Here is a 24,729-nt window from a genome sequence, read left to right as displayed (position 1 = left end):
GCCCGCGCCCCCGCCCCTTAACCTCGTTTTTGTGCTGCTGTGGGGGGGGTCGCCCCGGGCCGCGCGCCCGCAGGGGGTGCGGGGGGGGGGGGGGGGGGGGGGGGGGGCCCGCCCCCCCCCCCGCGACCAGCTGTGCTGCGTCGGTACCCGCATCCCTCAGGCGGCGTCGAGAGCCGCGATGATCTTGCGGGCCATCGCGGCCACGGCGGGGCTGGGCTCGTCCTTGCGGGGCCCGGCGGCGGCTTCGACAGCGACCAGGACGGTGCCGCGGAAGTTGTCGGCCTCGCCCGGATGCTGCTCGCCGAGCAGGCTCATGGCTGCGGTCAGGGCAGGCAGCACCTGGTCGGCGAGTTCGGCGACGGACTTACCGTGCAAATGGATGTCTTTGGACTTGGCGGCGAGCACGTGCCCGACCAGCCCGGTCGCCGAGGTCAGGGCGATGGAGCCGTGCGCGATGCCTTTGTGCGGCGCACCGGAGGCGGCCATCAGCGACACCGCACCGTAGGCGGCGGTGCGCAGGGTGGCCTTGTCCTGGTCGGTGAGGGTGATGGTGATGGACATGTCGTGTACTCCTCGAAATCGGTTGTGGCCGCGACTGGAACCGTGTCGGTGCCGGTCGCTCTGTTCGATGTACACACTGTCGCCGGGCTGACTGACACCGAGCTGACACACGCCTGACACCACCACTGACACCGCGATCGGCCATCAACGCACCAGCTGACCCCGCTGGCGATCACACGGCCCGAGATCGCTGTGGCTCGGACATCCTGATGCGTGACTGATGCCGGGGCTGCCGATGCAAACCGTGGCACCTGCGCCCTCGATCGAGTCCAGGAATGACCGATCGACGCCGGCTGCGACGAAATATTGTTGTCCGCGCGTGGGTGCTGCAACGGTACGGCGGGAAGACGCCAGCCGAAGCCGAAGCCGAAGGGGCCCTGCTGTGTGATGGCCTGCATTGTGTTCGCGCGAAGGGAGGCCCTGCGGAGCAGGCCGGTTACCAGTTCACCCATCGTGCACCCCACCACTCAACAAGGCCAAACCGTAGTCCAGACATGCGAAATCGGCGGATAGGCAATCCATTTCGCGTGCGATCTACGTGCGATAGCCGCCGGAAAAGGCGGTCAATCCCCGTACCGAGAGGCCGACTTGCCGTAGGTTTCCGCACCGCCTCGGGCAGCTCAAGAATCGCGGCTCCGGCGCTGGTGTTGCTGGTGGGGTTGTACTCACATCAGCCCCGTGGATCGCTTGAACGCTCTGCACCTGGTCGATAAAATCGAAACTCGGACAACCGATTTCCACGCCGGACTCCCCTTCGGAGCAGTTATCGTGCTGGACGACGATTGTACGAGCGGCATTCGGCTGCCTCAGGTGCGATCCCTGCTGGGCCCGACGCGACCACCCACTCGAATAACTTTTGTGGCGCTGCGGTTTTCGTCCGCCTAGACTCTGCCCGGTGAGCGAGCAGCATCCGCCCACGGGGGGAGCCCGTGCGAATCATCCTGAACAGCAGTCTTCTTCACCGCCACACCGGCCGCCGACACCTGAATCAGCGTCCAGGCATCGATCCAGGATCAGCGATCTCGGGCCGGCATGGATCACCGCGATCTCCGGACTCATTGTCGCCCTGACCGGACTGGGAGTACTTGTTGGACGGCAGACAGCGCCAGCGAGTTCGGAACCTGCGACCAGAACCATCACATCAGTCGTAACCGCTGCCGCCGAAACGTCGTCACGAACCGGCACCACCCGCATGTCCCAGACGAACACAGCGGCCGGGCAGGCGGCCGGAGCCGCTTTGGTCGAGAATTGCCCGATTGTTCTCGCGCAAGACTTCAATCTCCCAATCGGGAAGATGTCGGAATGCCCGTTTCCAACCAGCGACGCCGTTGTCGGAATCCATTGGTGGGGCTACTTCCTGAAATTGACCGAGGACAAGGCGACATTTGCGAAGCTAGATGGCGAGCCTGGCAGCTATGAAAGCTGCAGGAAGAACACCCGCTACGTCAAGCAGATCCAAGCACCTGCTGCCGGAGACGTGATCTGCTACGTGAGCAAAGGGATCGTCGCAGCGATCACCTTCACGAAAACGATTGCGACCGGGCAGTATACAGATCCCGCCGAATTCAATATCACGATCTGGCAAGCATGAGCGCCTGGACACCCACTTGAAGATGGTTGCTGCCACGGGCAAGCGCCGGAAGGCGCAGCTTCAGAAGTTGGCTTGGACGGCATGATGGGCTCGCCACTCGCCATGACGCGGTACCGACGAACCCAGTGACGGACGTCGGGAAGATCCGGCGCACGAAGTCCAAGCCTCGGGCGATCTCGATCGAGGATCTCGCTGCCCTGCGCGAACAGATGACCGCGTGGCTGCAAGGCGAAGCAATCCCCGGCATTCCTGCGAAGCGGATCGGTTGCAACGAGTACGGGTCGGGGCCGCCGCGATCACGCGCGGTGGTAGACGCGATCGAGATTCTGCTCGCTACGGGTGCACGCCCTGGCGAAGGACTCGCCCTGCGTCGGTGCGATGTCGATCTGACGGTTTCGCCGGTGCGCGTCGTTGTCGCGGGCACGCTGATCCGGACCGACGAACTCGGCTTGCACCGGTAGGCCTGGACGAAGGCCGATGACGGCTACCGGGCGCTACGAGTACCAAGCAAGCTTCACTGCCGCCGCCCTCGAACGAATCTGCGCCGGTATGGAACCGGAGTGCGAAGAGCTGATCTTCCAGACACGCAAGGGAACTCCGTGGGAGCCGAACAGCGTTCGCCGGGCCTGGCGAGAGGTACGCGTGGGTTCAGCTGTACAACTGTCGTGACACCGCGCTGAGTCTGGTGGCTGAGGAGGCTGGGCCCGAGCAGGCAAGCAAGCATGGCGCCACCGGCACATGTCCATTATCGAGCGGCACCACATCGATAGGCCTAACGAAGCGCCGGACTCCTCGGCGTTGCTGGAACGATTGGCTGGATAGTGGAGACCCTGCCGTGTCGAAACACGGGGGCGAAATGGGGGCAAACCCGAACCCATCAGTGCGCCAGGCCAGGGCTACGGGCCCCTGACCTGGCCTTCCGTCGAGGTGACAGGATTTGAATCCGCGACCCTCCGCTCTTCATGCGAAGGCCGTGAGCGACCTAACCAACCCCGTTCACGTCTGCCGAAAGCTTGTATGCCACCGAAACCGCTCTGCCACAATAAAGCTCGCAGTTCAGGGAGCAACACGAGGTAGTCGTCATGACCCTACTTGTTGGTGTACTCGGAGCAATCCTCGGCTCCATCGTCGCTAGCGCCGTGGCATTTGCGACAACGCGCACGACCATGAGGCTGACACTCGAGCATACGTACGACCAATCACTTCAGAACAAGCGTGTCGAATGCTACGAGGCTCTCTTCTATGCGTCGAGAAATCTGCCGAGGTATTGGCTCCCTACCGAAGCCCAGCCGACGCGTGAGGCTGTGCACGGCTTCATCGCCGAGTTCTTCGCCTGGCACTATGGCCCAGAATCAGGAGGTCTGTACCTCACGCCGAGTGCACGAGAACAGTATTTTCGTCTCACCACAGCACTCGCCGAGGTCGCATATAGGGATTACGGAGCCACTGGTTCAATTAGTGCCGCACCGCTTTCGGAGGACGAGTCACAGACGTTGCGAAGCTTGGCCGCCGCGCTTCGTCAACAACTGGCAGAGGATATCGGGGCTGCCAACCCTCTACGCCTCAAGCGAATGCGGCCAACCGCTGCTCCTCCAGCCCCCCGGTTCGCCTGAATACCGAGTGCAATCGCCGTCCACAGCGGGTCGGCAGACGACCGCGACCATCACGGCGTCGATGGAACTAGATCAATTCGGGGACCCGCGGACAGGCTACCGCCGGATCGAATTCGGCCACTTCGAGAATCCTGAAACCGATGGAGATCGCAGGGACGGCCGTGATTGTGGCGCTACGTCCGGTACTCCGCCACGAACGCCGTATCCACGCCCAGCGCACCGACTTTCGCCGTACCGCCGGGTGAGCCGAGCGGCTCGTCGCGCCCGGGTAGCGGCTCGTCGAAGAATCGAGCGTTTTCGGTCACGAAGACCTGCTGCCCGGACGGGACGTCGTCCTCGTAATAGATGGCCTCCACCGGGCAAGCCGGTTCGCACGCGGCGCAATCCACGCATTCCACGGGGTGGATGTAGGCCATTCTCTCACCGATGTAGATGCAGCTGACCGGGCATTCCTCCACGCATGCGCGGTCCAGGACGTCGACGCAGTCCGCGCCTATGACGAAAGCCATGATGTCTCCTGAGGATTCGGTGCCGGGTGCTCCGGTCGATGCGTGCGGGGCACGCTCAACGATCACCGGTGGAGCCGAAATCCGGTAGCCACCGATTGCCTACCACCTCATAAGCCATGCTTATGTCCTGTACGCGGCGGCCCCGGATAGCGTTCGTCCCGGCCCCGCATAATCGATCCTTATGACCCTGCCGCCCGGAACGCCCGATTTGGAGGTGCTCGACCTGCTCGTCTCGGTCGCCGAACTGGGCAGTCTCGGTGCCGCCGCCCGCAGGCACGGGATCACTCAGCCCGCCGCGAGTATGCGGATCACCGCGCTCGAGCGGCGGCTGCGCCTGCGGTTGCTCGACCGCGGTCCCACCGGTTCCGTGCTCACCGAGTCGGGTCGGGCGGTGGTCGAGCACGCTCGCCCGATTCTGGCGGCGGCGCACGCGTTCGCCACCGGTGTCGCCGACCTACGCGGCGCTGCCGGATTCAAATTGCGCATCGCGGCCTCGAAAACCATTGCCGACCACCGGATGCCGCAGTGGCTCGCCGCATTGCGCGACGCACGTCCCGAGGTGGCGGTGGCGCTGGAGGTGGGAAATTCCCACGGGATCAGCTGTACAACGAGGCACGTCAGCGCAATATCAAGGGTCGCTCGAAGATGAACAAGGGCGAGCTTGCCGAGGCGCTGTGCAGGTAGCGGAGGTCAGCGGATAGCGGGCATGGTGAGGGGGACGGGCGCATTCCGGCGGGCGTCGACGGTCGGGATGCGTTCCAGGACACCGCCCGCGAAAACGTCATACAGCGGCAATGTCTCCAGGTGGATGTAGCCGATATGGCAGTCACAGACCGCGAGCGGGCACGGGCGCGGCGCCAGAGCCCGGCGGTATGAATTGTCATACAGATTGCCGAGTGGTTCCCGGACGAAATGGCAGCGGCGCACGGTGCCGTCGCCGTCGACGGAAAGCACCGACGAGCCGGTGCGACACGGCAGACCCGCCGAGCGGTGCGGGTGGCGGCTGAAGGGGAACAGTGGGTCCAGCTCCGTCCAGGTGGACGCCTGTTCGTCGGTATAGCTGTGTCCCTCGGCGGCATTCACCCACAGATAGATGTGATCGGGCAGATCGGCCCGCAACCGCCGCGCGTGCTCCAGATGCTCCGGTAGGCCGACGATGCCGACGCTGAAGCGAATACCCGACCGCGCGAGCCGGGCGGTCTTGTCGAGGAAGCGGTCGTACGGTGTCTGTCCCGGGTGGTAGGTGCACCAGAGTGCGACGGTGTCACGATCGGCCTCGGCCAGCCAGTCGGTGCGGCAGCTGAGGTTGGTCTGAATGGCGACGCGCGCGATATGCGGCTCGTGTGACAGCTCGACCAGTGCCCGGCGATACCAGGAACGCACCAGCCCTTCACCCCAGGGCGTGAACAATATCGAGAGCCGATCGTCCGTGCGAGTGCGCGCCCATTGCGTAAAGCGTTGCAGCGCGGCGCGATCCGCCCGCAACTGCGCGGTCGAATCGCGTCGTTTGGCGAAAGGGCAATAGGGGCAGTCGTAGTCGCAGGAGGCCAGTGGGCCGCGATAGAGAATCGTCAGGTCCATGCGTCACCGATGTTCGTACGTGGCCATCGCGGCCCGCACCGCGGGCGAGAAGAATTCGGGACCGATGGCGTCGGAGTAGGCCAGACCCTCGGGGGTGAGCCGCAACCATGCCGAATCGGTGTCGGCCAGCCATCCGCGGTCGGCGAGAACGCCCAGTTCGGCCGGGAAGTCCTGCCGCGGATCGCGTCCGAACCTCTGCCGGTAGTCGGCCACGGGCAGGCCGTCGGCTTGCAGCAGCGACTGGAGCAGGTAGCGTCGCTCGGCCTCGTCGGCATCGATCATCCTGCCGTAGATAGCGCGGGTGAAATCCGTTGTGGCGGTGTAGGTATCGATTATGGCGCGGACTTCCCGAGGGGCGACGGCATAGTCGAACGAGTAGTGCAATCCGGAGGTGTAGGAGCGGGCTCCGCAGCCGAGGCCGATCATGCCGTCGGTTTGGCAGGCGTAGTCGTCGGGGCCTTGCGGTGGCGCGTCGGTACGCCGGAACATGCGCATGGAGACCTGGTGGTACCCGTTGGCGAGCAGGTGATCGCGGCCCTCGGCGTACCGGTGCAGCCGCTGTTCGTCCCAATCGCGGTCCGCGACAATCGGATCGGCGTGGCGGCCGAGTCCGGTCAGTGGGCGCACGTAGAGCGGATAGAGGTAGATCTCCTCGGGCGCCCAGGACAGCGCCGCGTCCAGGGACAGCCGCCAACTGGAGGCCGTCTGGCCATCGATGCCGTAGATCAGGTCGATATTCAGGACCGGGATGTCGGTATCGCGGATGCGGCCGAGCGCGGCCTCCACGTCCGCGCGTCGCTGGGGCCGCACGGCGGCGCGGGCCTCCTCTTCGACGAAGCTCTGCACGCCGAGGCTCAGCCGGGTCGTCCCCCGTTCGGCCAGGACGGCCAGCCGGTCGGCGGTCGCCGTGGTGGGGGAGGCCTCGACCGACAGCGGGATCGCGCGCAGATCCGCACCCATGACGCGCTCGGCGATATCGCACAGCCGCGCCAGTTCGCCCGCCTCGAGATAGGTCGGGGTACCACCGCCGAAGGCGGCGTTGGCGAAGCGAATCGGTTCCTCATGGCCCAGCGCGGCACGGACGGCCTCCGCCTGCCGGGTGAGCGCGTCGAGGTAACGGCCGGTGAGGTCGTCGGGCGCGCCGACCCGGGTGAACAGATTGCAGAATCCGCAGCGCACTTCGCAGAACGGGATGTGCAGATACAGCGAGAGAGCCTGCTTGGCCTCACCCGCCCAGAGGTCCGCGAGCGCGGGTCGAGGTGTCAGCGGACGGTAGGCCGTCTTGTGCGGGTAGGCGTAGACGTAGCTCTGATACGGCCGGGGTAGGCGGGTGGCGGTATCGATCATGCGGTGGGCTCCAAAAAGAAGTGGCCGTAGGGAACTGTCCACACGGACTCGTGGCCCAGCCGGTGTCCGGTGTAGCCGTCATCCCCGTAGGCGGTGCCGTGATCGGAGCAGACGATGGCGAAACAGCGTCGGCGCGAACGCATCGCGTCGAACAGGCGGCCCACGTGCCGGTCGATATATTCCAGTGCGGCCGCATGCGTGGCCCGGCTGTCGCCCGCCTCACGGGTCGCCCGGGCAGATGGAACCAGTTGGGCTGGTGCAGGGCGGAGGCGTTGAGGAACAGGAAGAGTCGCTGATGCGCCGGTAGTCCGGCCACCACCTGTTCGGCGCGCGCCACCTGCTCCTCGAATGAGGTGGGCGAGGCCACGGAGAATCCGGGCTCCCAGTGACTCTCCGCGAACAGTCCGGGCAGGACATTGCCCAGTGCGCCTTGCTTATTGAAGAAGCCGACGCCGCCGATGCAGACCGTGTGATACCCGCGCCCGGCGAGCGCGGTCACCAGATCGGGTGCGTCGAAGACGAAGGTGCCCTCCGCCGTCGTCTCACTGCCCGCGAAGCGCGCCGCGAACAGCCGGGGGTGCGGCCCCGGCGCGGCCGGTGTGGGCAGGAATCCGGCGAATATCGCCTGGTGCGACGCATAGGTGAAATTGCCGGGGGCATGACGCCGCTGCCATCGGCCCTCCGGCAGATGCGCCGCGAGATTGGGCAGGCGACCCGCGGCGGCCGCCTCGACCGCGACGTCGTAGCGCAGGGTGTCGAGGGTGAGCAGCAGCAGATCGTCGCGGCCGACCACCTCGTTCATATCGGGCCGCGGCGGGAGCAGATCGGGCGTCACCACGGGGCGCCCCCGTTCGCGCCCGATGCCCCGGCGAGTACGGGTTCGGGCGGAAGATGTTGCGAAGCAGTGCGATAGCGCCGCAGCGCCGCGCTGATCTGAGCGGTATAGGTATCCACGCCCGCGGCCGGTCCCTCCGGCAATCCGGTGAGCCGTGGCAGCAGGTCGCCGAAGGCATTGACCTCACCGACGACGAACTTTCGCCAGCCGATCGCGGGGAGCAGATCCACGCCGACGCAGAGCGTTCCGGGAAAGCAGGCGGCGGCCCGTTCGCAGATCGACAGCGCATCCGCCCACCGGTCACCGGCGACCGCGCGCACCGCCGCGAGATCGCCGCGCGCACCACCCAGATGCAGGTTGGTCAGCGGTGCGCGGCTGGTGCGGACGACGGCGTGGGTGGCCCTCCCCGCCACCACCAGGATCCGCAGATCGGCGGATCGGCCCCGCTGCGAGGCCTTCGGAATCCAGCGTTCGAGGTGCAACCCGTCCGGTGCGAGCCGGTCGACGATCGCGGCGATCTCGCGTTCGTCGGTGTAGCTGCGGATCCGCAACGAGTTGTAGAGGCGACCGTCCGGCGCGACTTCGACCGATGTGGTCGCCCGTAGCCGTCCGGCGCGGGTCGATTCGACGGCGAGCACACCGGATGCCGAGGAGCCGTGCGCGAGTTTGACGAATACGCGCGGCATCTCGGCGTCGCACATCCGAGACCGGACATCGGACCAGCCGCGCACCGGCGCGGTCGCGCCCGAGGTGGGTGAGAACGGCACCGGGACCTGGGCGGCCGCCAGGCGGGCATGGCACAGCCGCTTGTCGAACAGCACGGCCAGTTCGGCCGGATCATCGAGCCGCAGGCCGCCGCGTAGCGACCGGACCGCGTCCAGGAACCGCGCGTACCAGCGGGCGGAACCCTCCACCCGCGTCGGTTCGGCCATGCCGCGCAGTAATTCGTCCACCTCGGGGTTCTCGCCGGGCGAGTCCAGCCGCACGATCTCGTCGGGCGCGAAGTCGTGGCCGCCGTCGCGCAGCACGTCACGCCACTCGACCACCCGGGGCGTCGCCGATCCGGCCGCGCGGGCCGCCTCGGCGAACATCCGCACCCGCCGATTCTCGCCGTTGCCGACGATCACCCAGCGGTGCGTTGCGCTCGCGGACACGGGCGCGTCACTCACCGACCGAGACGAAGCGCCAGACGGTGCCGTCCTCGTCCGAGTCGTCTTCCTCGGCGTCGTCGGGATCGAGGTCCAGCCGCACTTCCGCGGGCTCCAGCACCTCCCGCAGCCGGTCGCGCATCGCGTCCGTGAGGTAATTATGGTGCATATCAAGGGATTTCAGATGACTGAGTGGCTGACCGGTGAGCAGGGCGGCCGCGCCGTCATCGGTCAGTACGCCCATCGAGACATCGAGCACCTCGAGCCGGGCCACCACTGGCGCCGCCGCCAGCGCGGTGCAGATCTCGTCCTGAATCTCGCTGTTGCGCAACGCCAGATGCTTCAGATTCGGCAGCCGGTTCCCGGCCAGGATCGGAGCCAGATCGTTCACATCGCTGTCCCCGCCGTATTCCGAAGTACCCAGCCACAGGTCGAGATGGGTGAGGGCGGGCAGTTCGCTCGCCGCGATACCGCGCACGACCTCGGCGGGCATGCCACCGGTTTGCACGATCAGTTTCTTCAACCGTTCGTGCGGGACGGCCGGAAAGTCCAAGTTCTGGCCGCCGCGTACGCCGAACACCTTCAGCGCGGGGAAGGCATCGAGCAGGGGTGTCACCAGACCCTGGGTGATCCAGGAGATTTCACACTCCTCCATGACGATGTCGCCGAGGAACAGCGCGCGTAATGCGGGCAACCGGTCCTTGGCCGCCACCAGGGTCTCGATCACCTCGTCGGGGCCGTTGTCGTACGCGTCGTTCCACATGCCGACGATCAGCGCCCGCACCTGCGTCACATCGACGGCCTCGGCGAAACGGGCGAAGCACTCCGGCCAGGTTTCCTTGGCATCGTAGGACTCCACCCCGATGCGCCAGGCCACCGAATCGGCCGCGGGTAGCTCATCGCGCGACTTGCTCGCACCCGGCTCCGCGTCGGGAAAGGTGAAGGCGCGTTTGCCGCCGAACCTCTGCAAATGGTCGCCGATGGTCATTGTGCGCCCCGCCCCTTCCGGCCGTGCCCGTGATCGAATACGTGAGTTCTACCAAGTGCCACCGACAATGGCCGAGCCCGGGCGGGCTTGTCGGTGCCCGCCGCTACCGTCCCTGACACGGCACCGATTTCGTGCCGCGACGGGAGGAGAAATCATGTATCGGCAAGGCGACGTCCTGATCGCGCCGTTGGCGGAGAATGCCGTACCCGACTCGGCGGCGCACGCGCCCTCGGAGGCCAGGGACGCCCGCGGCAGGCTGGTACTCGCGCTGGGTGAGGTCACCGGTCACGCGCACGCGGTCCAGGGGCCGGGTCGATTGATCCGCGAATCCGGCGCGACCGGCCCGATGCTGCTGCATCTGCCCGAGGGTGGGCGCGTCGTCCACGAGGAGCATGCGGCCATCGCGCTGCCGAAGGGGTGGTACCGGGTGGTGCGTCAGCGGGAGTACGTGCCGGGTTCGGTCCGGATCGTCGCCGACTGACCGCGTCCCGGGATTCCTCGGAAAACATTCGGTGAGTAAAGAATTGAGCGAGTACGTGATGAAACGGGATGATTGGCGATCGGTGTCGACGGCGACCGGCCCCGGTGATCGGGCGGCGGCGGAGGACGCGGTGCGGTCGGCCTACCGGCAGGCCGGGCTGGGTGCGCCCGAGCGCATCGTATGGGCGCGTTCGCCCTTGGAGGCAGTGCGCATGCTGCGCTCCGGGGAACCCGGAAACACCGGGGCGTGTGTGCGGGAAGCGCTGCGCAACGGACCGTGGGCGGCGGAACGGGAGCGCGTGCACGCCGAGTTGGGGCCGAAGGGCTTCAGTGAACACTGGCAGTCGACCGGCGCCGACCTGTGGGAGCTGACCCGCACGGTCGTCGACCGTATCCGCACCGGTGTCATCGCGGCCGCGGCCCGTGAACGCAAGGAGGAGACCGGCATTCGCCTGCTGTTGCTGGATGCCATACTCGGCCAGCACGATGCGGCGTGGTTGTCCGCGTTCGATACCGGACCCGGCGATCCGCTCGGCGGCATCGCCGGCGTGGCGCGGGAGGCGGGCTGGTGGTGGCCCTACGAGAACGTCGCGTTGATCAGTGACCGCCCGACCGAACTACACCGGGACGAAGCGGGCCGCCTCGACCGCGCGGATGGCCCCGCCCTCGCGTACGCCGACGGATTCGAACTGCACGCCTGGCGCGGTATGCCCGTCCCCGCCGAATTCCTCGACGGTCTGCGGACATTGACGCCCGAGCGCATCCGCGAGGAAGAGAATGCCGAGCTGCGCCGGGTGATGCTCGAGTACTACGGCTACGACCGCTATCTCGACGAATCGGGTGCCCGTCCCATTCACCGCGACGAGACCGGCGTGCTGTGGCGGATCGAACTGGACGGCGACGAGGACGTGGTCATGGTCGAGGTCGTCAACTCCACCCCCGAGCCCGACGGCACCAGCCGCACCTACTGGCTGCGCGTGCCACCCACCACCGACACAGCTCGCGCGGGAGTCGCCTGGACATTCGGCCTGAGCGCCGAGGACTACGAGCCTGTCCGGCAGACGTGAGTCCGCGGCACCCGGTCGATCGCGGATTCCCTCCTGATGTCTAGCCGAAGATGCCGCCGAGGACGCCACCGCTCTGGCCCGCTTGCTGACCGCCGCCGGTGCCGCCGATCAGGCCGCCGGGTGGGAGTTCAGAGGGTTGGACGATGACGAAACCGCGCCCGGAGAAGGCGAGGGTTATGCCTTCGCCGGTGCTACGGCCCATGAGCCGACCCAGGCCGAAGGAGTCGTTGCGTTTGATGCCGGTTTGCAGGCTCGAGGACCAGGCGACCGCCGCCTGCGGGTCGGCGTAGGTGGGCTGGTCGACATTGAGTACCACCGGGGTGCCGTGGGTGGTGATGGCGATGCGGCCGCGTCCGGTGAAGACGCAGTTGAAAAGTCCGGCGTTACTGGCGTATCCGGCCGCGCCCTGTACCCGTCTGACGTCGTAGCGCAGGGTCGGGTCGAAGCCGAGCACGTTGGCGCCGTTGATGGTGAGGCCGTCGGAGCCGTCCAGATCGATGATGTGCACGTCGGCGGCGTTGCTGGCGAGGAATAGATCACCCCGGCCGGTGACCTTCATCAGCGGCACACCCTCGCCGGTGAGGCGCTGCTGGATCGCCCGGCCGATGCCGCCCGAGCCGAGTGCCTGGAAGTGTAGGTCGCCCTGGTAGGCGACCATCGATCCGGCGCGCGCCATGGTCTCCCCATTGACGGCGACCTTGATCATCTTGCCGCCCTGCTTCTGGATGCCGACACCGGTGGCCTCGGCGTAGCTGGGATTGAACAGATCGCTCTGCATCGGCAGTGCTCCTTGCTGGGGTGCTGACATCGGTTGCGGCGCGACCGGGGGCGGATAACCGGGCGCCGGTTGCGGCGGGGGCGGGTAGGAGACGGCCGATGGTTGGCCGGGCGGCGAATAGGACGGGGCCGCAGGCGGATACGACGGTGGCGGTGGCGGCGCGGTGGGCGGGGCGGGCTCGGGTTCGGCGTCGATATCGACGCCGAATGCCGTGGCGATCCCGGCCAGACCGTTGTCGTAGCCCTGCCCGACCGCGCGCACCTTCCACGCGCCGGCGCGGCGGTAGATCTCCACGCACACCACGGCGGTTTCGGTGGTCAGCCCGGCCATCGGGAATGTCAGGGTGCCCGAATCGGATCCGATGGTCGCGAGCAGCGAACTCGCGCCCGCGAAGGTGGACGGTCCGCTCCCGTCCAGGCTGGCGGTGACGACCACCCGGTCCACATCGGCGGGCAGCGCGCTGGTCTGCACATCCACCACATCTCCGGCGCCCCGGCCGTGCCGGTAGGTGACGCCGGGGCCGACCGGCTGATTGAAGAAGACGAAATCGGCATCGGAACGGACCTTCCCGTCCGCACCCAGCAGTAGTGCTGACACGTCGACGGGCGCGGCGCAGGTGACGGTGACCGTCATCCGATCGGCGGGCGCGGGACGGTTCTCACCGCGGGCCAGCGCGGTCACGACACGTCCCGCCGGGTGGCGATCTGTCCGAATGACATGCGGTTCACGGCCTCAAGTGTGTCTTGAGTCGGGGCGGCGCGCCACTATGCCCGCCGTGCCGGGACCTTTGGCGGTCGCACCTGCCCGAGCGCGGACGGGAATCATCGCCGTCAGCGGCGGGCCGGGCACTGCCGGATGGTCGGTAGTATTCAGCCCGGGGCAGGGTTTTCCCTGTGCGATGCGAGTGTCGCGAACGAGCGCGGGGGGACAGGTATGGCGGGGAGACGAATAGTCGCTTGGTCCGGTGCCGCGCGGGCGCGGTGGCGCGGGTGGTCCCGATGGCGGCGAGCCGCAACGGTGGTAGCGCTGGTGCTGAGTGTGATGCTGGTCGCGGTCGGCGCCGTGGTGGTGGCGTTGCGACTGGAGTACGCCGGTACGCCCGCGGCGGATGCCCGCACCAGGGGCCGTGATGCGGTCTGGCTGGGTCACGCGTGGGTCGACGGCCGCAAGAGCGACGCCGACGTGGCCGGGTTGGCAACGCTGCTGGCGGGCACCGGCATCAAGGATCTCTACGTGCATACCGGCCCGCTGGAGCACGACGGCACGCTGCCGAGTGGACTGCATCCGCGGGCGCGGTGGTTCGTCGACGCGGTCCATCGTTCGCTGCCCGGCATCCGGGTGCAATCCTGGCTCGGCGATATCGTGGCCCCCGAGATGGACGGCCTGCACGTGGACGACGCCGCCGTCCGTGACCGGGTCACCGCCTCCGCAACGCAGGCGCTCGACCTCGGTTTCGACGGTATCCACTTCGACCTGGAGCCGATCCGTTCGGGCACACCGGGATTCCTGGCCCTGCTGGACCAGGTGCGTCCGATCACCGCCGCCCGCGGCGTCACGCTGTCGGTGTCGGCCCCGCAGATCGACCCGCTCCCCGGCCTGCATTCGCTCGGGATCGCACTCGCCGATCACGGAAAGTGGTGGTCGCAGGCGTATTTCGCGGAGGTCGCGCGCCGCGTCGATCAGGTCGCGTTGATGTCCTACGACACCGCGATGCCGCTGCGATCCCTGTACGGCGGTTACGTCGCCCACCAGACCGAGCTCGCCCTGGAGGTCACGCCCGCGAATGTCGATCTCCTGATGGGTGTTCCGGCGTTCTGGGCGGACGACCCCGGCCACCACGGCTCCGCCGAAACGGTTCCCGCGGCGCTGCGCGGCATTCGTCTCGCGCTGGGCCGCGACGCACCTGATCGTCGATCCTTCGGCGTCGCGCTCTACGTCGATTTCGCCGCCACCCCGCAGGATTGGGCGGATTACCGCCGCGACTGGTGCCGTGAACCCTGAACGCACCGATAGTCACATGCGTTCGGGCGCGGCGATGCCGAGCAGACCCAATCCGTGTTCGAGGGTGCGGGCGGTGAGCAGGCACAGGGCGAGCCGGTTGTCGCGGACGGGCCGTGCGGAGCTCAGGACCGGACAGCCGTCGTAGAACGCGGTGAAGTCGCGGGCCAGGTCGTAGAGGTATCCGCACAGCCGATGCGGTTCCAGCGTGGCTCCGACCTCGGTGACCGCCGCACCGTAGGCGTCCAATGCCAAGGCCAGCGCACGCTCCGCCGGTTCGAGGCCGACGCCGGGATCGATGACATATGCGCCCTCGCCCGCCTTGCGGAGGATGGACCGGATCCGGGCGTGCGCATATTGCAGGTACACGGCGGTATTGCCGTTCAGGGCGACCATCCGGTCGAGGTCGAAGGTGTAGTCCTTGACCCGCGAGGTGGACAGGTCGGCGTATTTCACCGCCCCGATACCGGCCTGCTCGGCGATCTCGTCCACCACTGCCGCGGGCAGATCCGGATTCTTTTCGTACACGACCGCCCTGGCCCGGCCGACCGCGTCGTCGAGGAGGTCGAGCAGGCGCACCGTGCCACCCGCGCGGGTCTTGAACGGTGTGCCGTCCGGTCCGAGCACCGTGCCGTAGGCGATATGTTCGGCGTCCACGCCGTCGGTGAGCCAACCTGCCCGGCGGGCGGCCTCGAAGACGAGCCGAAAGTGCAGTGCCTGACGGGAATCCGTCACGTACAGCAGCCGATCCGCCCGCAGGGTGGCGATCCGGTACCGGATGGTGGCCATATCGGTGCTGTCGTAGCCGTATCCGCCGTCGCTTTTGCGCACCATCAGCGGCACCGGTCGATCATCGGGTCCGCGAACATCGTCGGAGAAGACGACCAGCGCGCCCGCACTGTCCACCGCGATACCCGCCGTCACCAGCGCATCGATGGTATCGGCCAGCATCGGGTTGTAGAACGACTCGCCCACCGAATCCTCGGGCGTGAGCAGTACGCCGAGGCGCCGGTAGATCGCACCGAAGGCGCGCTCGGATTCGGCGACGATCGCGCACCACCGATCCAGCGTGACGGCATCGCCGGACTGCAACGCTACCACCCGAGCCCGGGCGCGATCGGCGAATTCGGCGTCGGCGTCGAATGCGGCTCGTGCCGCCCGGTACAGCTCGTCCAGCGCCGACACCGTCGATTCCGCGCCGCTCAGTTCGTCGTGACGCCACCGCGCGTCGGGCTGCTCGTCGAGGTATTGGATGAGCATCCCGAACTGAGTTCCCCAGTCCCCGAGGTGGTTCTGCCGGATCACCTCGGCGCCGAGGAACTCCAGCACCCGGGCCAGGCTGTCCCCGATAATGGTCGTGCGCAGATGTCCGACGTGCATTTCCTTGGCGATATTGGGCGCCGAATAGTCGATCACCGTCCGCCGCCCGTACTCCGTCGCGGTGACACCGAGCCGCGCGTCGGACACCCGCACCGCGACCTGTTCCCAGATCGCGCGATCGGAGACCGCGATATTGAGGAACCCGGGCCCGGACACCTCGACCTGTTCGAGTACCCCGTCGTCGGCGGATAGTGCCGCCGCCACCGAAGTGGCCAGCTCGGCGGGCCGCACCCCGAGCCGCTTGCCCAGCGCGAGAGCGGCATTGGACTGGAAGTCGGCGTGCGTCGATCGCCGCAGTACCGCGTCGGCTCCCGCCAGCTCCGGCCGCGCTCGGCCGATCGCCGCGGCGACGACGGCCCCGACATGGTCGAGTAGCGGCACAACCTCGGAACGACTCACAATACGGATCCCTCCTCGATCGGAGGGGCAAGTATCCCAGTCGCCCACCGCGGTGGACCAGCGAATTTCGCTCGGCGCGCGGCCGTCGTCCGAATACGGCCGATCGAGACGGCCGGGGCGGATTCAGACCGGGGTGATCGGGAGGCGCAGTGCGGCCGGGGCCGCGACCGGAACGACCGGATTCTTGGGGGCGATCGGTTCGAGGCGGCGGTAGGGCGAACCGAGCGTCGGACGCGGATCGGCCTCACCCTTATTGGGCCACAGCGACATCGCGCGTTCGGCCTGGGCGGTGATGGTGAGCGACGGATTGACGCCGAGGTTCGCGGAGATGGTGGAGCCGTCCACGACGTGCAATCCTGCGTAGCCGTAGAGGCGCTGGTACGGGTCGACCACGCCGGTCGCCGGGGAGTCGCCGATCGGGCAGCCGCCGATGAAGTGGCCGGTGATCGGGATATTCACCATTTCGGTCCAGGAACCTTGCGGGATGCCATCGATCTTCTCCGCGACCCGGCGGGTGACCTCGTTGCCCACCGGGATCCACGCCGGTGGCGCCGCGCCGTCGCCGTGCCGAGTCGACATGCGGCGCCCGAAGAGGCCACGTTTGTTGTACGTGACGATGGAGTTGTCGACGTTCTGCATCACCAGCAGGCCGATCATGCGTTCGGACCAGTGCGCCGGATTGTGCAGCGTGACGAGATCGCGGCGCTGCCGCCACAATTCGCGGGCGCCGAGCATCCATCGCCGCTTGCCCTCCTGGCCGTCGATAAGCACGGTGGTGAGCAGACCCATGAAGTTGCTGCCCTTGCCGTAGCGGACCGGTTCGACATGGGTGTTCGCATCGGGGTGGATGGAGGATGTGATCGCCACGCCCTTGGTGAAATCGGAGCCCTTGTCACGGCTTCGGGCGGCCAGCACCGCCTCGGAGTTGGTGCGCGAGAGCTCGCCGAGCCGATCGGAGATATTCGGCAGGATCGCGTCGTCCTTGAGATTGTGCAGCAACTGCTGGGTGCCGAGCGCGGCCGCGGAGAACACCACTTCGTCGGCGGTGAAGGTGGTGCGCTGCTTGCGGATCCAGCGCCCGGTGCGCACCGTGTCGACGGCGTACCCGCCGCCGGGCCGCGGGCGCACGGTGACCGCGGTCGTCAGCGGATGCACCGTGGCACCGGCCTTTTCGGCCAGGTACAGATAATTCTTGACCAGGGTGTTCTTGGCTCCGTGCCGGCAGCCGGTCATACATTCGCCGCAGTGCGTGCAGGTGGCGCGTTGCGGTCCGACGCCGCCGAAATACGGGTCGGGGACGGTCTCGCCGGGCCGGGAGTTCTTATCCGCGAACAACACTCCCACCGGGGTGCGGCGGTAGGTGTCGGCGATGCCCATATCCTCGGCGACCTCGCGCAATACCCGGTCCGACGGAGTTGTGGCCGGGTTGGTCGTGACGCCGAGCATCCGGGTGGCCTGGTCGTAGTGCGGGGCGAGTTCGTCGCGCCAGTCGGTGATGTGCGCCCACTGCTTGTCGCGGTAGAAGGTCTCCGGCGGCTGGTAGAGGGTGTTCGCGTAGACCAGCGATCCGCCGCCCACGCCCGAGCCGCTCATAATGAAGGTGTCCTGGAGCAGCGTCATGCGTTGGATGCCGTAGCAGCCGAGCTTGGGCGCCCAGAGATATTCGCGCAGGTGCCAGGAGTTCTCGGCGAATTCGTGATCGGCGAACCGACGGCCGGACTCCAGCACCCCGACCCGATAGCCCTTCTCGGTGAGCCGCAGCGCGGTGACGCTGCCGCCGAACCCGGAACCGATCACCAGCACGTCGTAGTGGTGGTTCTTACCGCTCATATCCGTCCTTTGCCGAGGTATCGCTCCCCAGCTTCGCGGAGATCGTCGCGCCGCCGGGAGAGATCCGGGGACATCGGATCGACATTTTCGGCCAGATCGGTGGTTGCGGACGCGCGCCCGGGTCGCCGGGGTCGGCGCCCGTCACCGAGTAGAAATGCGGATGCCGATTCCCCCGGCGGCTGCGAGCATGGTGTCATGGGGAGCGTTCTGATGGCAGGGGATCTGCACGGCAATACGAGTCACGCGCTGGCGTTGCTGCGGGTCGCGGTGCGACAACAATGCGACCGAGTCTTCGTGCTCGGCGACTTCGGGGCGTGGGAGCATACGGCGGAGGGCAGGCACTACTTCGACGTGGTGGACCGGTCCGCGCGCAAGAACCGGGTCCGGGTGTATTTCCTGGACGGCAATCACGACAAGACCTCGTTGCTGCACCAGTTGTACGGCGCCGAACCCGATAACGAGGGTTTTCTGGTGTGCCGCAAGAACATCCGTTACGCACCGCGCGGCCTGCGGTGGATCTGGGAGGGCACCCGGTTCGCCGCCTTCGGCGGAGCCTATTCGGTCGACAAGGCATGGCGGCTGGCGAAGGAGGCGCAGCGCGAACAAAAGGCCGAGCGGCGCAGGCAGTTCGGCTCGTCCCGACATCCCGCCACCGCGGAGACGCTGTGGTTCCCCGAGGAGGAGATGACCGACGCGGAATGCGACGCGCTGCTGGCCGCCGACGACACGCCGGTGGATGTGCTGCTGACGCACGACAAGCCGCGGGACTCCGATCCGGCGTGGAACCGCAAGAACCTCCCGGAATGCGTGCCCAATCAGGATCGGATCCAGCGGGTGGTGAACACCCTGCGGCCGAGGCTGATGCTGCACGGGCACCTGCACTATCGCTACACCGACGCCATCGACTGCGGCGGCGGACAGCGGACGCGGGTCGAGGGACTGGGCGCCGACCCGGAGGCCTCGCATCCGTCCGACTATCGGAGTTCGAGCTCCTGGCTGGTGCTGAACCTGCCGTATGCGGGCGAATCGGCCGAACGCGAGCTGGCGGGCTGATCCAGCGGTCAGTAGTCGCGGCAGGTGTCGCGCGCGGCGTTCTTGGTGTTGTTGAACTTATCGATGGCGGCGTTCAGCGTATCGATATCGGCGCGGCGTTCCAGGGTGACCGCGAGCTCGTTGGTGTCATCACGGTAGGCGCGCAACTTCTCTGCGACGTCGGCCTCCACCTCCCTGGTCACCTTCCGGTCGACATCCTGCGCGTTATTGCGCAGCGTGGTCACCGCGTCGTTGGCCTTGGCCTCCCGGTCGGGGGCATTGTTATTGCTCGCGTCGATATAGGCGTTGAAGCTGCTGACCGAACTTTCGTTGGCATCGAAGAAGGCATCGCACGCGGCTTCGGTCGCCGCTGCCGCGGCCGCGGCCCGGGACACGGACGCGGCCACCGAGGAGGCCGTGACTTCGGAGTTGTAGGCGGCCAGTTCGGTCTGATTGACCTCGGCGGTGCCGGTGACCTGCTTCGAACAGGCTCCGACGAAGATGATTCCGGTAGCGGTTGCGGCCGCCGCGGCAGCCATGCCCGCGCGTTCCAGTCGTCGCATATCGGTTCGCCTCTCTCCCCTCGGTGCGCCCGGTCCGCGGAGGTGCGATGGACCGGACAATTTGACCGTACTTGCTCTGCCACGCCGTAGTCAGCCCGGCGTGGCGAGATCTATCCCCAACCGATACCGGATCCGCAGGGTATCGACGGGCGGTACCGCTGCGGACCCGGAACTGGTCAGCCGAGCATGCCCTGCATGGTGGTGATCTCGGCCTGCTGGTCGGCGATCACGGCGCGGGCCAGCGCCAGCGACTCCGGATTGGTGCCGCCCGCGAGCTCGGTCTCCGCCATCGCGACCGCGCCGCGGTGGTGCTCGATCATCAGCCCCAGCCACTGGCGATCGAAATCAGCGCCGGTGGCGGCCGCCAGGGCGGTCATCTGCTCGGCGGTCATCATGCCGGGCATCGCCGCACCGTGCCCCGCATGCCCGGTGCCCGCCGTCGGCGCGGCCTTGCCGAAGCTCGTCAGCAAGGTGGTGATCTGCTGCATTTCCGGTGTCTGGGCCTTCTCGACATTCGAGGCGAGGGTGCGTAGCTGCGGGTTCTCGGTGCGGCTCGGCACCAACCGCGCCATCTCGACGGCCTGGGCGTGATGCGGGTACATCATCGTCAGGAAGGTGACGTCGGCATCGTTGAAATCGGTGCGGGCGGCGGGCGCCACGGTGGTCGTCGAACCGGTCGACGCCCCGTGGTCCATACCGGGCATCGAGTCGGAATCGTCGCTGCCGCATCCGGCGGCGAACAGCGCGACTGCGGCGGTGCCCGCGACGAGGACGGTGCTGATTCGGGTACGGGTGATGAACATGTCTGATCTCCTGGAAATGTCGAATACCGCTGGTGATTTCGGACAGGTGGCAACCGCGACCGGACCGGGAGGTCGGGGCGCGGGCAGGCCTGTCAGATCCGCAGAATCGACAATTCGGCCAGGGACAGGACCGTCCACGGCGGCGGTCGTGCGCGCCGCGGACGCCAGTGCCGTGGTTTCGATACGCCGCCGCCGGGTCGATCGACCGCCACCCGATACAGCAGCACCAGCAGGAATGCGAGCGCGAGCGCGGTCAAGATGAAGACGCATCCGTGCAACCCGGCGTGGCCGCTGTCGCAGCCGTCGCACCCGATTCCGGCCGCCCGCAGGACGTGCTCCGCGGCGGGGAGCGCCCCCTCGGCCCGCGCCGCGGTGGTCGCACCGTGCCGATCGGCCGGTGGAAGTGGCTGCGCACCGTGTCGGTCCGGCTGGGCCGTCATCGCGACGTGATGGTCACCCGGGCCGATCGGGAAGATCCCCGCGTGCATCGCCGCGATTCCGGCGAGTAGCACCAGCACGCCCAGCATCCGGGGAACCCCGGATGCGCGCGGCGGTTGGTGCGGGTCGACCACGCGGGCCAGTCTAATCGCGGTCATCGGAGCGGCCGTGTATACCCCCTGGCAGTATTCAACCGGCGGTGGTGGGGCTACGGCGTCGCGATGTCGATGACGAGCCGGGTCGGGTTGTTCAGCGTGCTCACCGAGAAGTTCGGCCGGTCGAGGTTCACGCCGATGAAGGATTGGGTGGTGCCTTCGAAGACCAGCGTCCGGTACACCCCGGCGACGCCGGGCACGTCCGGGTTGGTGGCCGGGTCGGAACCCGAATACGGCGTGACGCCGCTGTCGAACGGATAGGCCGAGCCGGTGATCCGCACCTCGAGGATCGATTGGCCCGCAACGTCCACGACCTTGCCGCTGCCGTCCTGCACGGCGCGGTCGGTGTACTGCACGATCCAGCCGGGGGAACCGGCCCCGCCGAGGTCGTAGACCACGCGGGCGAAGCCGGGCTGCCGGCCGATCCGGATATCGGTGACCGTAACGCCCGCATCGCTCGAGGGTGTGGCCCGCTTGGGTCCCGCGTCGCCGGGTGCCGGGGCGGGTGCATCAACGAATGTGCCGGTCGTACTCGTGGCGCTGGACGCGTTCGAGCTCGAGTCGGCGTCGTCGTCGCAGCCCGCGATCAGCGCCGCCGTGACGGCGATGATCGGCACCAGTGTGTTACGCATGTGACAGATGTTACTGAGCGATCGGTCCCTTCGGAGTGAACTCGGGGAAGGTGTGTGCGGGCGGGCGGCGCAACGCGATGTGGGCGGTGGTCCACGCGGAAGGAGGGCCCGGCGGCGGCGAGATGTGGGATGCCCACGGTTCCGTGGGGTTGCCACGGTGATGCTGGCGGAGTTTCCGTCCGGGTACGGCGGGGTCGATCGGCCGGACCCCGTGGTGCTGTCCACCCTGGCCTGGACACTCGCGCGAGCCATGAAACCCGAAGACCGCCTGTGGATCTACGGCGGCGGTACGACCGCGGGTCCCGGGAATGCGGTGCCGGCTCACCGTTCGCGGTAATTCCGCTGTCGGCCAGAACGTTTCGCGTACAGAGGGTGTCGCCGTCACGGTTCGGCCCGGATATCGTGAATTCATCGGCAACCCTGTGCGGGTGAGTGTGCCGAAAGGTGGCGGACATCGTGATCCGGCCTGACCACGTGGTCACGCGCGGTATCGGCCGCCGGTCGTTCGGCGATACCCAACGTGCCGACGGCGCTTACCAAGTCACCACTGCGGGCAGGCCGGTCCATCCCCGTGGCTCGATCGCGGTGCCGCCGATCTTGCTCGGCCGGATGTGGGCCGAATCCGGTTCGCGGCGACACGCGGCGGGTCGCGGGCGGGTTGTGGGGCGCTCCGAATCTCTTTGTGCCGCAGTGTCTTATAAAGTAGATCGGGTCGCCGCGCGGTCGGTGTCCGCAGAATTGCCGGGGTGGGCGCGACTATTGGGCAACGATCTAGCACACTTGACCCGTGGGAGATGTCGAGGACGTACTAGCCCGGCTGCGGCGGTATCCGGATGTGGAGGCACTGAACCTCTATGCCGTCGATGCCGCCGATCGGCTCATCCTCGACGTCGCCGCGGACTCGATCGCGGCCGCTGGTAGCGGGAAGATAGCGGTTATCGGCGACAGTTATGGCGCGCTCACCCTCGGTGCGATCGCCGGTCACGACCTGCGCGACGTACGGGTGCACCAGGATCTACTGACCGGTGAGCTCGCGCTGGCCAATAATGCCCGCACCCTCGGGCTCGCCGACCGGTACGCCGCGTACCCGCTCACCGAACAGTTGCTCACCGGCGCCCGGGTGGTGCTGCTACGCCTGCCGCGGGTGCTGGCCGGGCTGGCCGAGGTCGCCGATGCCATCGCGCGCTACGCCGACCCCGAGGTGACGGTGATCGCGGGCGGGCGCGACAAATACCTCACCAAGTCGATGAACGACGTACTGGCCCAGTCCTTCTCGGAGGTGCAGGCGAGCCGCGGCAGGCAGAAGTCGCGCACCCTGCTGGTGAGCGGCCCGAAACCGGTAGGAGAGCCGCGGTTCCCGGTCCGGGACCGGCTCGACGACTTCGATATCGACGTGGTGGCGCACGGCGCCGCCTTCTCCGGACCGCGCCTGGATATCGGCACCAGATTCCTGCTTCAGCACCTGAAGTGGATGAAGCCGGACGCCCGTGATGCCATCGACCTCGGATGCGGCACCGGCATTCTGGCCGTCGCGCTGGCCAAGGCGCGCCCGGCCATCCGGGTGGTGGGCACCGATCAGTCGGCGGCCGCGGTGGCGTCCGCCCGCGCCACCGCCGCGGCGAACAATGTCGCCGACCGCGTGACGGTGGTGCGCGACGACGCCATGTCCTCGGCCGCCGACAACAGCGCCGATCTGGTGCTGTGCAATCCGCCGTTCCACGTGGGCGCCGCGGTGCACACCGGTTCGGCGATCAAGATGTTCGCCGAGACCGGCCGGGTGCTGCGGCCGGGCGGGGAACTATGGACGGTATACAACTCACACCTGAACTACCGCGGTGTGGTGGAGCGCATGGTGGGGCAGACCGATGTGGTCGGACGAAACCGGAAGTTCACGGTGACTCGGTCGGTGCGTGGCCTGCACGACGTGCAACAGCGGTAGAGTCCGAATTGTCCGCCTCATCGAACGTCCATGGGAACTCGATCGAGGCAACAGACGTTGGACAGGCAGTTGGATATCGAGTAACAGCTCGACAGACAGCGGCAACGACTCCAGAAAGGCACTCGCGGTGCGCACCTCTAGCAATCCGGTCTTCAAAAACTTGCCCCGGCAAGAGGGTGTTGGCGGCTACGCCAACTTCGGGTCCGGGGTGACGGGTGCCGGCCAGTTCGGCAACCAGTACGGGCAGCAGCAGCCGTACCAGCAGCCCTATCAGCAGGCTCCCACTACCCGGGCGATGACCATCGACGATGTGGTCACCAAGACCGGCATCACGCTGGCCGTGCTGGCCCTCTCGGCGATCATCTCCTACGGCCTGACCAATGCGAACACCTCGTTGGCGCCGCTGTTCGTGATCGTCGGCGGCCTGGTCGGCCTGGTCCTGGTGCTGATCGCCAGCTTCGCCAACAAGATGGACAACCCGGCGATCGTGCTGTCCTACGCGGTGGCCGAAGGTCTGTTCCTCGGTGCGCTGTCGTTCATGTTCACCGATATCGCATTCGGCGGTGTCGGCGGCAGCGCACTGATCGCCCAGGCCGTACTCGGCACCTTCGGTGTCTTCGCGGGCATGCTCGTGGTCTACAAGACCGGGGCCATCCGTGTCACCCCGCGCTTCACCCGCATGATCGTCGGAGCCATGATCGGCGTGCTGGTGCTGGCTCTGGGCAACCTGATCGCCGGCTTCTTCATCTCCGGCGGCCTCGGCCTGCGTGACGGCGGTGCGCTCGCGATCGTCTTCAGCCTGGTCTGCATCGGCATCGCAGCGTTCAGCTTCCTGCTCGACTTCGACGCCGCCGACCAGCTGATCCGCGCGCAGGCGCCGGAGAAGGCGGCCTGGGGCGTGGCGCTCGGCCTCACCGTGACCCTGGTGTGGCTGTACGTCGAGATCCTGCGACTGCTGAGCTACTTCCAGAACGACTAGGGTCGCGGGGGACTCCCCGCCGAACGGCTCCCTATCCCGATCCGGGTTAGGGAGCCGTTCTTGCTCTGGCGGGTACCTCTGAA

Annotated in this window: 22 protein-coding genes and 1 pseudogene; 9 read left to right on the top strand and 14 right to left on the bottom strand. The window is 67.4% G+C overall.

Annotated elements, in window-relative coordinates:
* Positions 1–156 precede the first annotated feature (156 nt).
* On the bottom strand, positions 157–561 hold the full coding sequence (locus tag AB0H61_RS35405; RefSeq protein ID WP_357312290.1) for a hypothetical protein: 405 nt from the start codon (positions 559–561) through the stop codon (positions 157–159).
* Between the two features lie 895 nt (positions 562–1,456).
* Here AB0H61_RS35405 and AB0H61_RS35400 point away from each other — a divergent pair.
* Both AB0H61_RS35400 and AB0H61_RS35395 read left to right on the top strand, forming a co-directional pair.
* On the top strand, positions 1,457–2,152 hold the full coding sequence (locus AB0H61_RS35400) for a hypothetical protein (RefSeq protein WP_357312287.1): 696 nt from the start codon (positions 1,457–1,459) through the stop codon (positions 2,150–2,152).
* Positions 2,153–2,277: 125 nt separating this feature from the next.
* On the top strand, positions 2,278–2,613 hold the full coding sequence (locus tag AB0H61_RS35395) for a hypothetical protein (protein WP_357312285.1): 336 nt from the start codon (positions 2,278–2,280) through the stop codon (positions 2,611–2,613).
* A gap of 1,325 nt (positions 2,614–3,938) precedes the next feature.
* On the opposite strand, the gene fdxA is transcribed toward AB0H61_RS35395, so the two are convergent.
* On the bottom strand, positions 3,939–4,274 hold the full coding sequence (fdxA, locus tag AB0H61_RS35390) for a ferredoxin (protein WP_357312283.1): 336 nt from the start codon (positions 4,272–4,274) through the stop codon (positions 3,939–3,941).
* Between the two features lie 181 nt (positions 4,275–4,455).
* Here fdxA and AB0H61_RS35385 point away from each other — a divergent pair.
* Positions 4,456–4,860 (top strand): annotated as a pseudogene (locus tag AB0H61_RS35385) (LysR family transcriptional regulator); the annotation flags it as partial.
* A gap of 104 nt (positions 4,861–4,964) precedes the next feature.
* On the opposite strand, the gene AB0H61_RS35380 reads toward AB0H61_RS35385, so the two are convergent.
* Genes AB0H61_RS35380 through AB0H61_RS35360 form a run of 5 tightly spaced genes read right to left on the bottom strand, consistent with a single transcriptional unit; the run spans position 4,965 to position 10,173 of the window.
* On the bottom strand, positions 4,965–5,855 hold the full coding sequence (locus AB0H61_RS35380; RefSeq protein WP_357312280.1) for an STM4011 family radical SAM protein: 891 nt from the start codon (positions 5,853–5,855) through the stop codon (positions 4,965–4,967).
* Positions 5,856–5,858: 3 nt separating this feature from the next.
* Positions 5,859–7,199: an STM4012 family radical SAM protein gene (locus tag AB0H61_RS35375; protein ID WP_357312303.1), complete on the bottom strand. Its 1,341-nt coding sequence runs from the start codon at positions 7,197–7,199 to the stop codon at positions 5,859–5,861.
* The gene (locus AB0H61_RS35370; protein WP_357312277.1) at positions 7,081–8,040 is read right to left on the bottom strand and encodes an STM4013/SEN3800 family hydrolase; all 960 of its coding nucleotides are present in this window, start codon (positions 8,038–8,040) and stop codon (positions 7,081–7,083) included. The genes AB0H61_RS35375 and AB0H61_RS35370 overlap by 119 nt, the downstream gene beginning before the upstream one ends.
* A complete protein-coding gene (locus AB0H61_RS35365; protein WP_357312275.1) occupies positions 8,034–9,206 on the bottom strand; it encodes an STM4014 family protein in 1,173 nt (390 codons plus the stop codon). Before AB0H61_RS35365 ends, AB0H61_RS35370 begins: the two co-directional genes overlap by 7 nt.
* Positions 9,199–10,173, bottom strand: coding sequence for an STM4015 family protein (locus AB0H61_RS35360; RefSeq protein WP_357312273.1), 975 nt, complete (start codon positions 10,171–10,173; stop codon positions 9,199–9,201). The genes AB0H61_RS35365 and AB0H61_RS35360 overlap by 8 nt, the downstream gene beginning before the upstream one ends.
* Positions 10,174–10,327: 154 nt before the next feature.
* On the opposite strand from AB0H61_RS35360, the gene AB0H61_RS35355 reads away from it, so the two are divergent.
* Positions 10,328–10,654, top strand: a complete 327-nt coding sequence (locus AB0H61_RS35355) for a hypothetical protein (RefSeq protein WP_357312270.1) — start codon at positions 10,328–10,330, stop codon at positions 10,652–10,654.
* Positions 10,655–10,685: 31 nt separating this feature from the next.
* Complete coding sequence (locus AB0H61_RS35350) at positions 10,686–11,720, top strand: DUF6745 domain-containing protein (protein WP_357312268.1); 1,035 nt, start codon at positions 10,686–10,688, stop codon at positions 11,718–11,720.
* A 40-nt stretch (positions 11,721–11,760) separates the two neighbouring features.
* Here AB0H61_RS35350 and AB0H61_RS35345 read toward each other — a convergent pair whose 3' ends face one another.
* Entirely contained in the window at positions 11,761–13,179 is a 1,419-nt protein-coding gene (locus AB0H61_RS35345) for an AIM24 family protein (protein WP_357312266.1), read from the bottom strand.
* Between the two features lie 348 nt (positions 13,180–13,527).
* On the opposite strand from AB0H61_RS35345, the gene AB0H61_RS35340 reads away from it, so the two are divergent.
* The gene (locus AB0H61_RS35340; RefSeq protein ID WP_357312263.1) at positions 13,528–14,499 is read left to right on the top strand and encodes a hypothetical protein; all 972 of its coding nucleotides are present in this window, start codon (positions 13,528–13,530) and stop codon (positions 14,497–14,499) included.
* A gap of 12 nt (positions 14,500–14,511) precedes the next feature.
* Here AB0H61_RS35340 and argS read toward each other — a convergent pair whose 3' ends face one another.
* Both argS and AB0H61_RS35330 read right to left on the bottom strand, forming a co-directional pair.
* The gene (argS, locus tag AB0H61_RS35335; protein ID WP_357312261.1) at positions 14,512–16,275 is read right to left on the bottom strand and encodes an arginine--tRNA ligase; all 1,764 of its coding nucleotides are present in this window, start codon (positions 16,273–16,275) and stop codon (positions 14,512–14,514) included.
* A gap of 123 nt (positions 16,276–16,398) precedes the next feature.
* On the bottom strand, positions 16,399–18,105 hold the full coding sequence (locus tag AB0H61_RS35330; protein WP_357312258.1) for a GMC family oxidoreductase: 1,707 nt from the start codon (positions 18,103–18,105) through the stop codon (positions 16,399–16,401).
* Between the two features lie 195 nt (positions 18,106–18,300).
* Between AB0H61_RS35330 and AB0H61_RS35325 the strand changes: the two genes are divergently transcribed.
* On the top strand, positions 18,301–19,158 hold the full coding sequence (locus AB0H61_RS35325) for a metallophosphoesterase (protein ID WP_357312256.1): 858 nt from the start codon (positions 18,301–18,303) through the stop codon (positions 19,156–19,158).
* Positions 19,159–19,166: 8 nt separating this feature from the next.
* On the opposite strand, the gene AB0H61_RS35320 is transcribed toward AB0H61_RS35325, so the two are convergent.
* From AB0H61_RS35320 to AB0H61_RS35305, 4 genes are all read right to left on the bottom strand, one after another.
* Positions 19,167–19,700, bottom strand: a complete 534-nt coding sequence (locus AB0H61_RS35320) for a hypothetical protein (protein WP_357312253.1) — start codon at positions 19,698–19,700, stop codon at positions 19,167–19,169.
* A 176-nt stretch (positions 19,701–19,876) separates the two neighbouring features.
* On the bottom strand, positions 19,877–20,503 hold the full coding sequence (locus AB0H61_RS35315; protein ID WP_357312251.1) for a DUF305 domain-containing protein: 627 nt from the start codon (positions 20,501–20,503) through the stop codon (positions 19,877–19,879).
* A 92-nt stretch (positions 20,504–20,595) separates the two neighbouring features.
* On the bottom strand, positions 20,596–21,099 hold the full coding sequence (locus AB0H61_RS35310) for a DUF6153 family protein (RefSeq protein ID WP_357312249.1): 504 nt from the start codon (positions 21,097–21,099) through the stop codon (positions 20,596–20,598).
* A 50-nt stretch (positions 21,100–21,149) separates the two neighbouring features.
* Positions 21,150–21,728, bottom strand: coding sequence for a hypothetical protein (locus AB0H61_RS35305; RefSeq protein WP_357312247.1), 579 nt, complete (start codon positions 21,726–21,728; stop codon positions 21,150–21,152).
* A 787-nt stretch (positions 21,729–22,515) separates the two neighbouring features.
* On the opposite strand from AB0H61_RS35305, the gene AB0H61_RS35300 reads away from it, so the two are divergent.
* Together AB0H61_RS35300 and AB0H61_RS35295 are read left to right on the top strand one after the other, a co-directional pair.
* Positions 22,516–23,667: a methyltransferase gene (locus tag AB0H61_RS35300; RefSeq protein ID WP_357312244.1), complete on the top strand. Its 1,152-nt coding sequence runs from the start codon at positions 22,516–22,518 to the stop codon at positions 23,665–23,667.
* A gap of 127 nt (positions 23,668–23,794) precedes the next feature.
* On the top strand, positions 23,795–24,646 hold the full coding sequence (locus AB0H61_RS35295; protein ID WP_357312241.1) for a Bax inhibitor-1/YccA family protein: 852 nt from the start codon (positions 23,795–23,797) through the stop codon (positions 24,644–24,646).
* The last annotated feature ends 83 nt before the right edge of the window (positions 24,647–24,729 follow it).

The organism is Nocardia sp. NPDC050710 (assembly GCF_040654375.1).
Lineage (GTDB): Bacteria > Actinomycetota > Actinomycetes > Mycobacteriales > Mycobacteriaceae > Nocardia.
This window is presented reverse-complemented; position numbering and strand designations above follow the sequence as displayed.

Coding starts and splice junctions, on each gene's coding strand:
- AB0H61_RS35305 (WP_357312247.1), bottom strand. CDS start 21,728: ATGCGTAACACACTGGTGCCGATCATCGCCGTCACGGCGGCGCTGATC.
- AB0H61_RS35380 (WP_357312280.1), bottom strand. CDS start 5,855: ATGGACCTGACGATTCTCTATCGCGGCCCACTGGCCTCCTGCGACTAC.
- AB0H61_RS35310 (WP_357312249.1), bottom strand. CDS start 21,099: ATGACCGCGATTAGACTGGCCCGCGTGGTCGACCCGCACCAACCGCCG.
- AB0H61_RS35405 (WP_357312290.1), bottom strand. CDS start 561: ATGTCCATCACCATCACCCTCACCGACCAGGACAAGGCCACCCTGCGC.
- AB0H61_RS35320 (WP_357312253.1), bottom strand. CDS start 19,700: ATGCGACGACTGGAACGCGCGGGCATGGCTGCCGCGGCGGCCGCAACC.
- AB0H61_RS35315 (WP_357312251.1), bottom strand. CDS start 20,503: ATGTTCATCACCCGTACCCGAATCAGCACCGTCCTCGTCGCGGGCACC.
- fdxA (WP_357312283.1), bottom strand. CDS start 4,274: ATGGCTTTCGTCATAGGCGCGGACTGCGTCGACGTCCTGGACCGCGCA.
- AB0H61_RS35360 (WP_357312273.1), bottom strand. CDS start 10,173: ATGACCATCGGCGACCATTTGCAGAGGTTCGGCGGCAAACGCGCCTTC.
- AB0H61_RS35325 (WP_357312256.1), top strand. CDS start 18,301: ATGGGGAGCGTTCTGATGGCAGGGGATCTGCACGGCAATACGAGTCAC.
- AB0H61_RS35355 (WP_357312270.1), top strand. CDS start 10,328: ATGTATCGGCAAGGCGACGTCCTGATCGCGCCGTTGGCGGAGAATGCC.
- AB0H61_RS35330 (WP_357312258.1), bottom strand. CDS start 18,105: ATGAGCGGTAAGAACCACCACTACGACGTGCTGGTGATCGGTTCCGGG.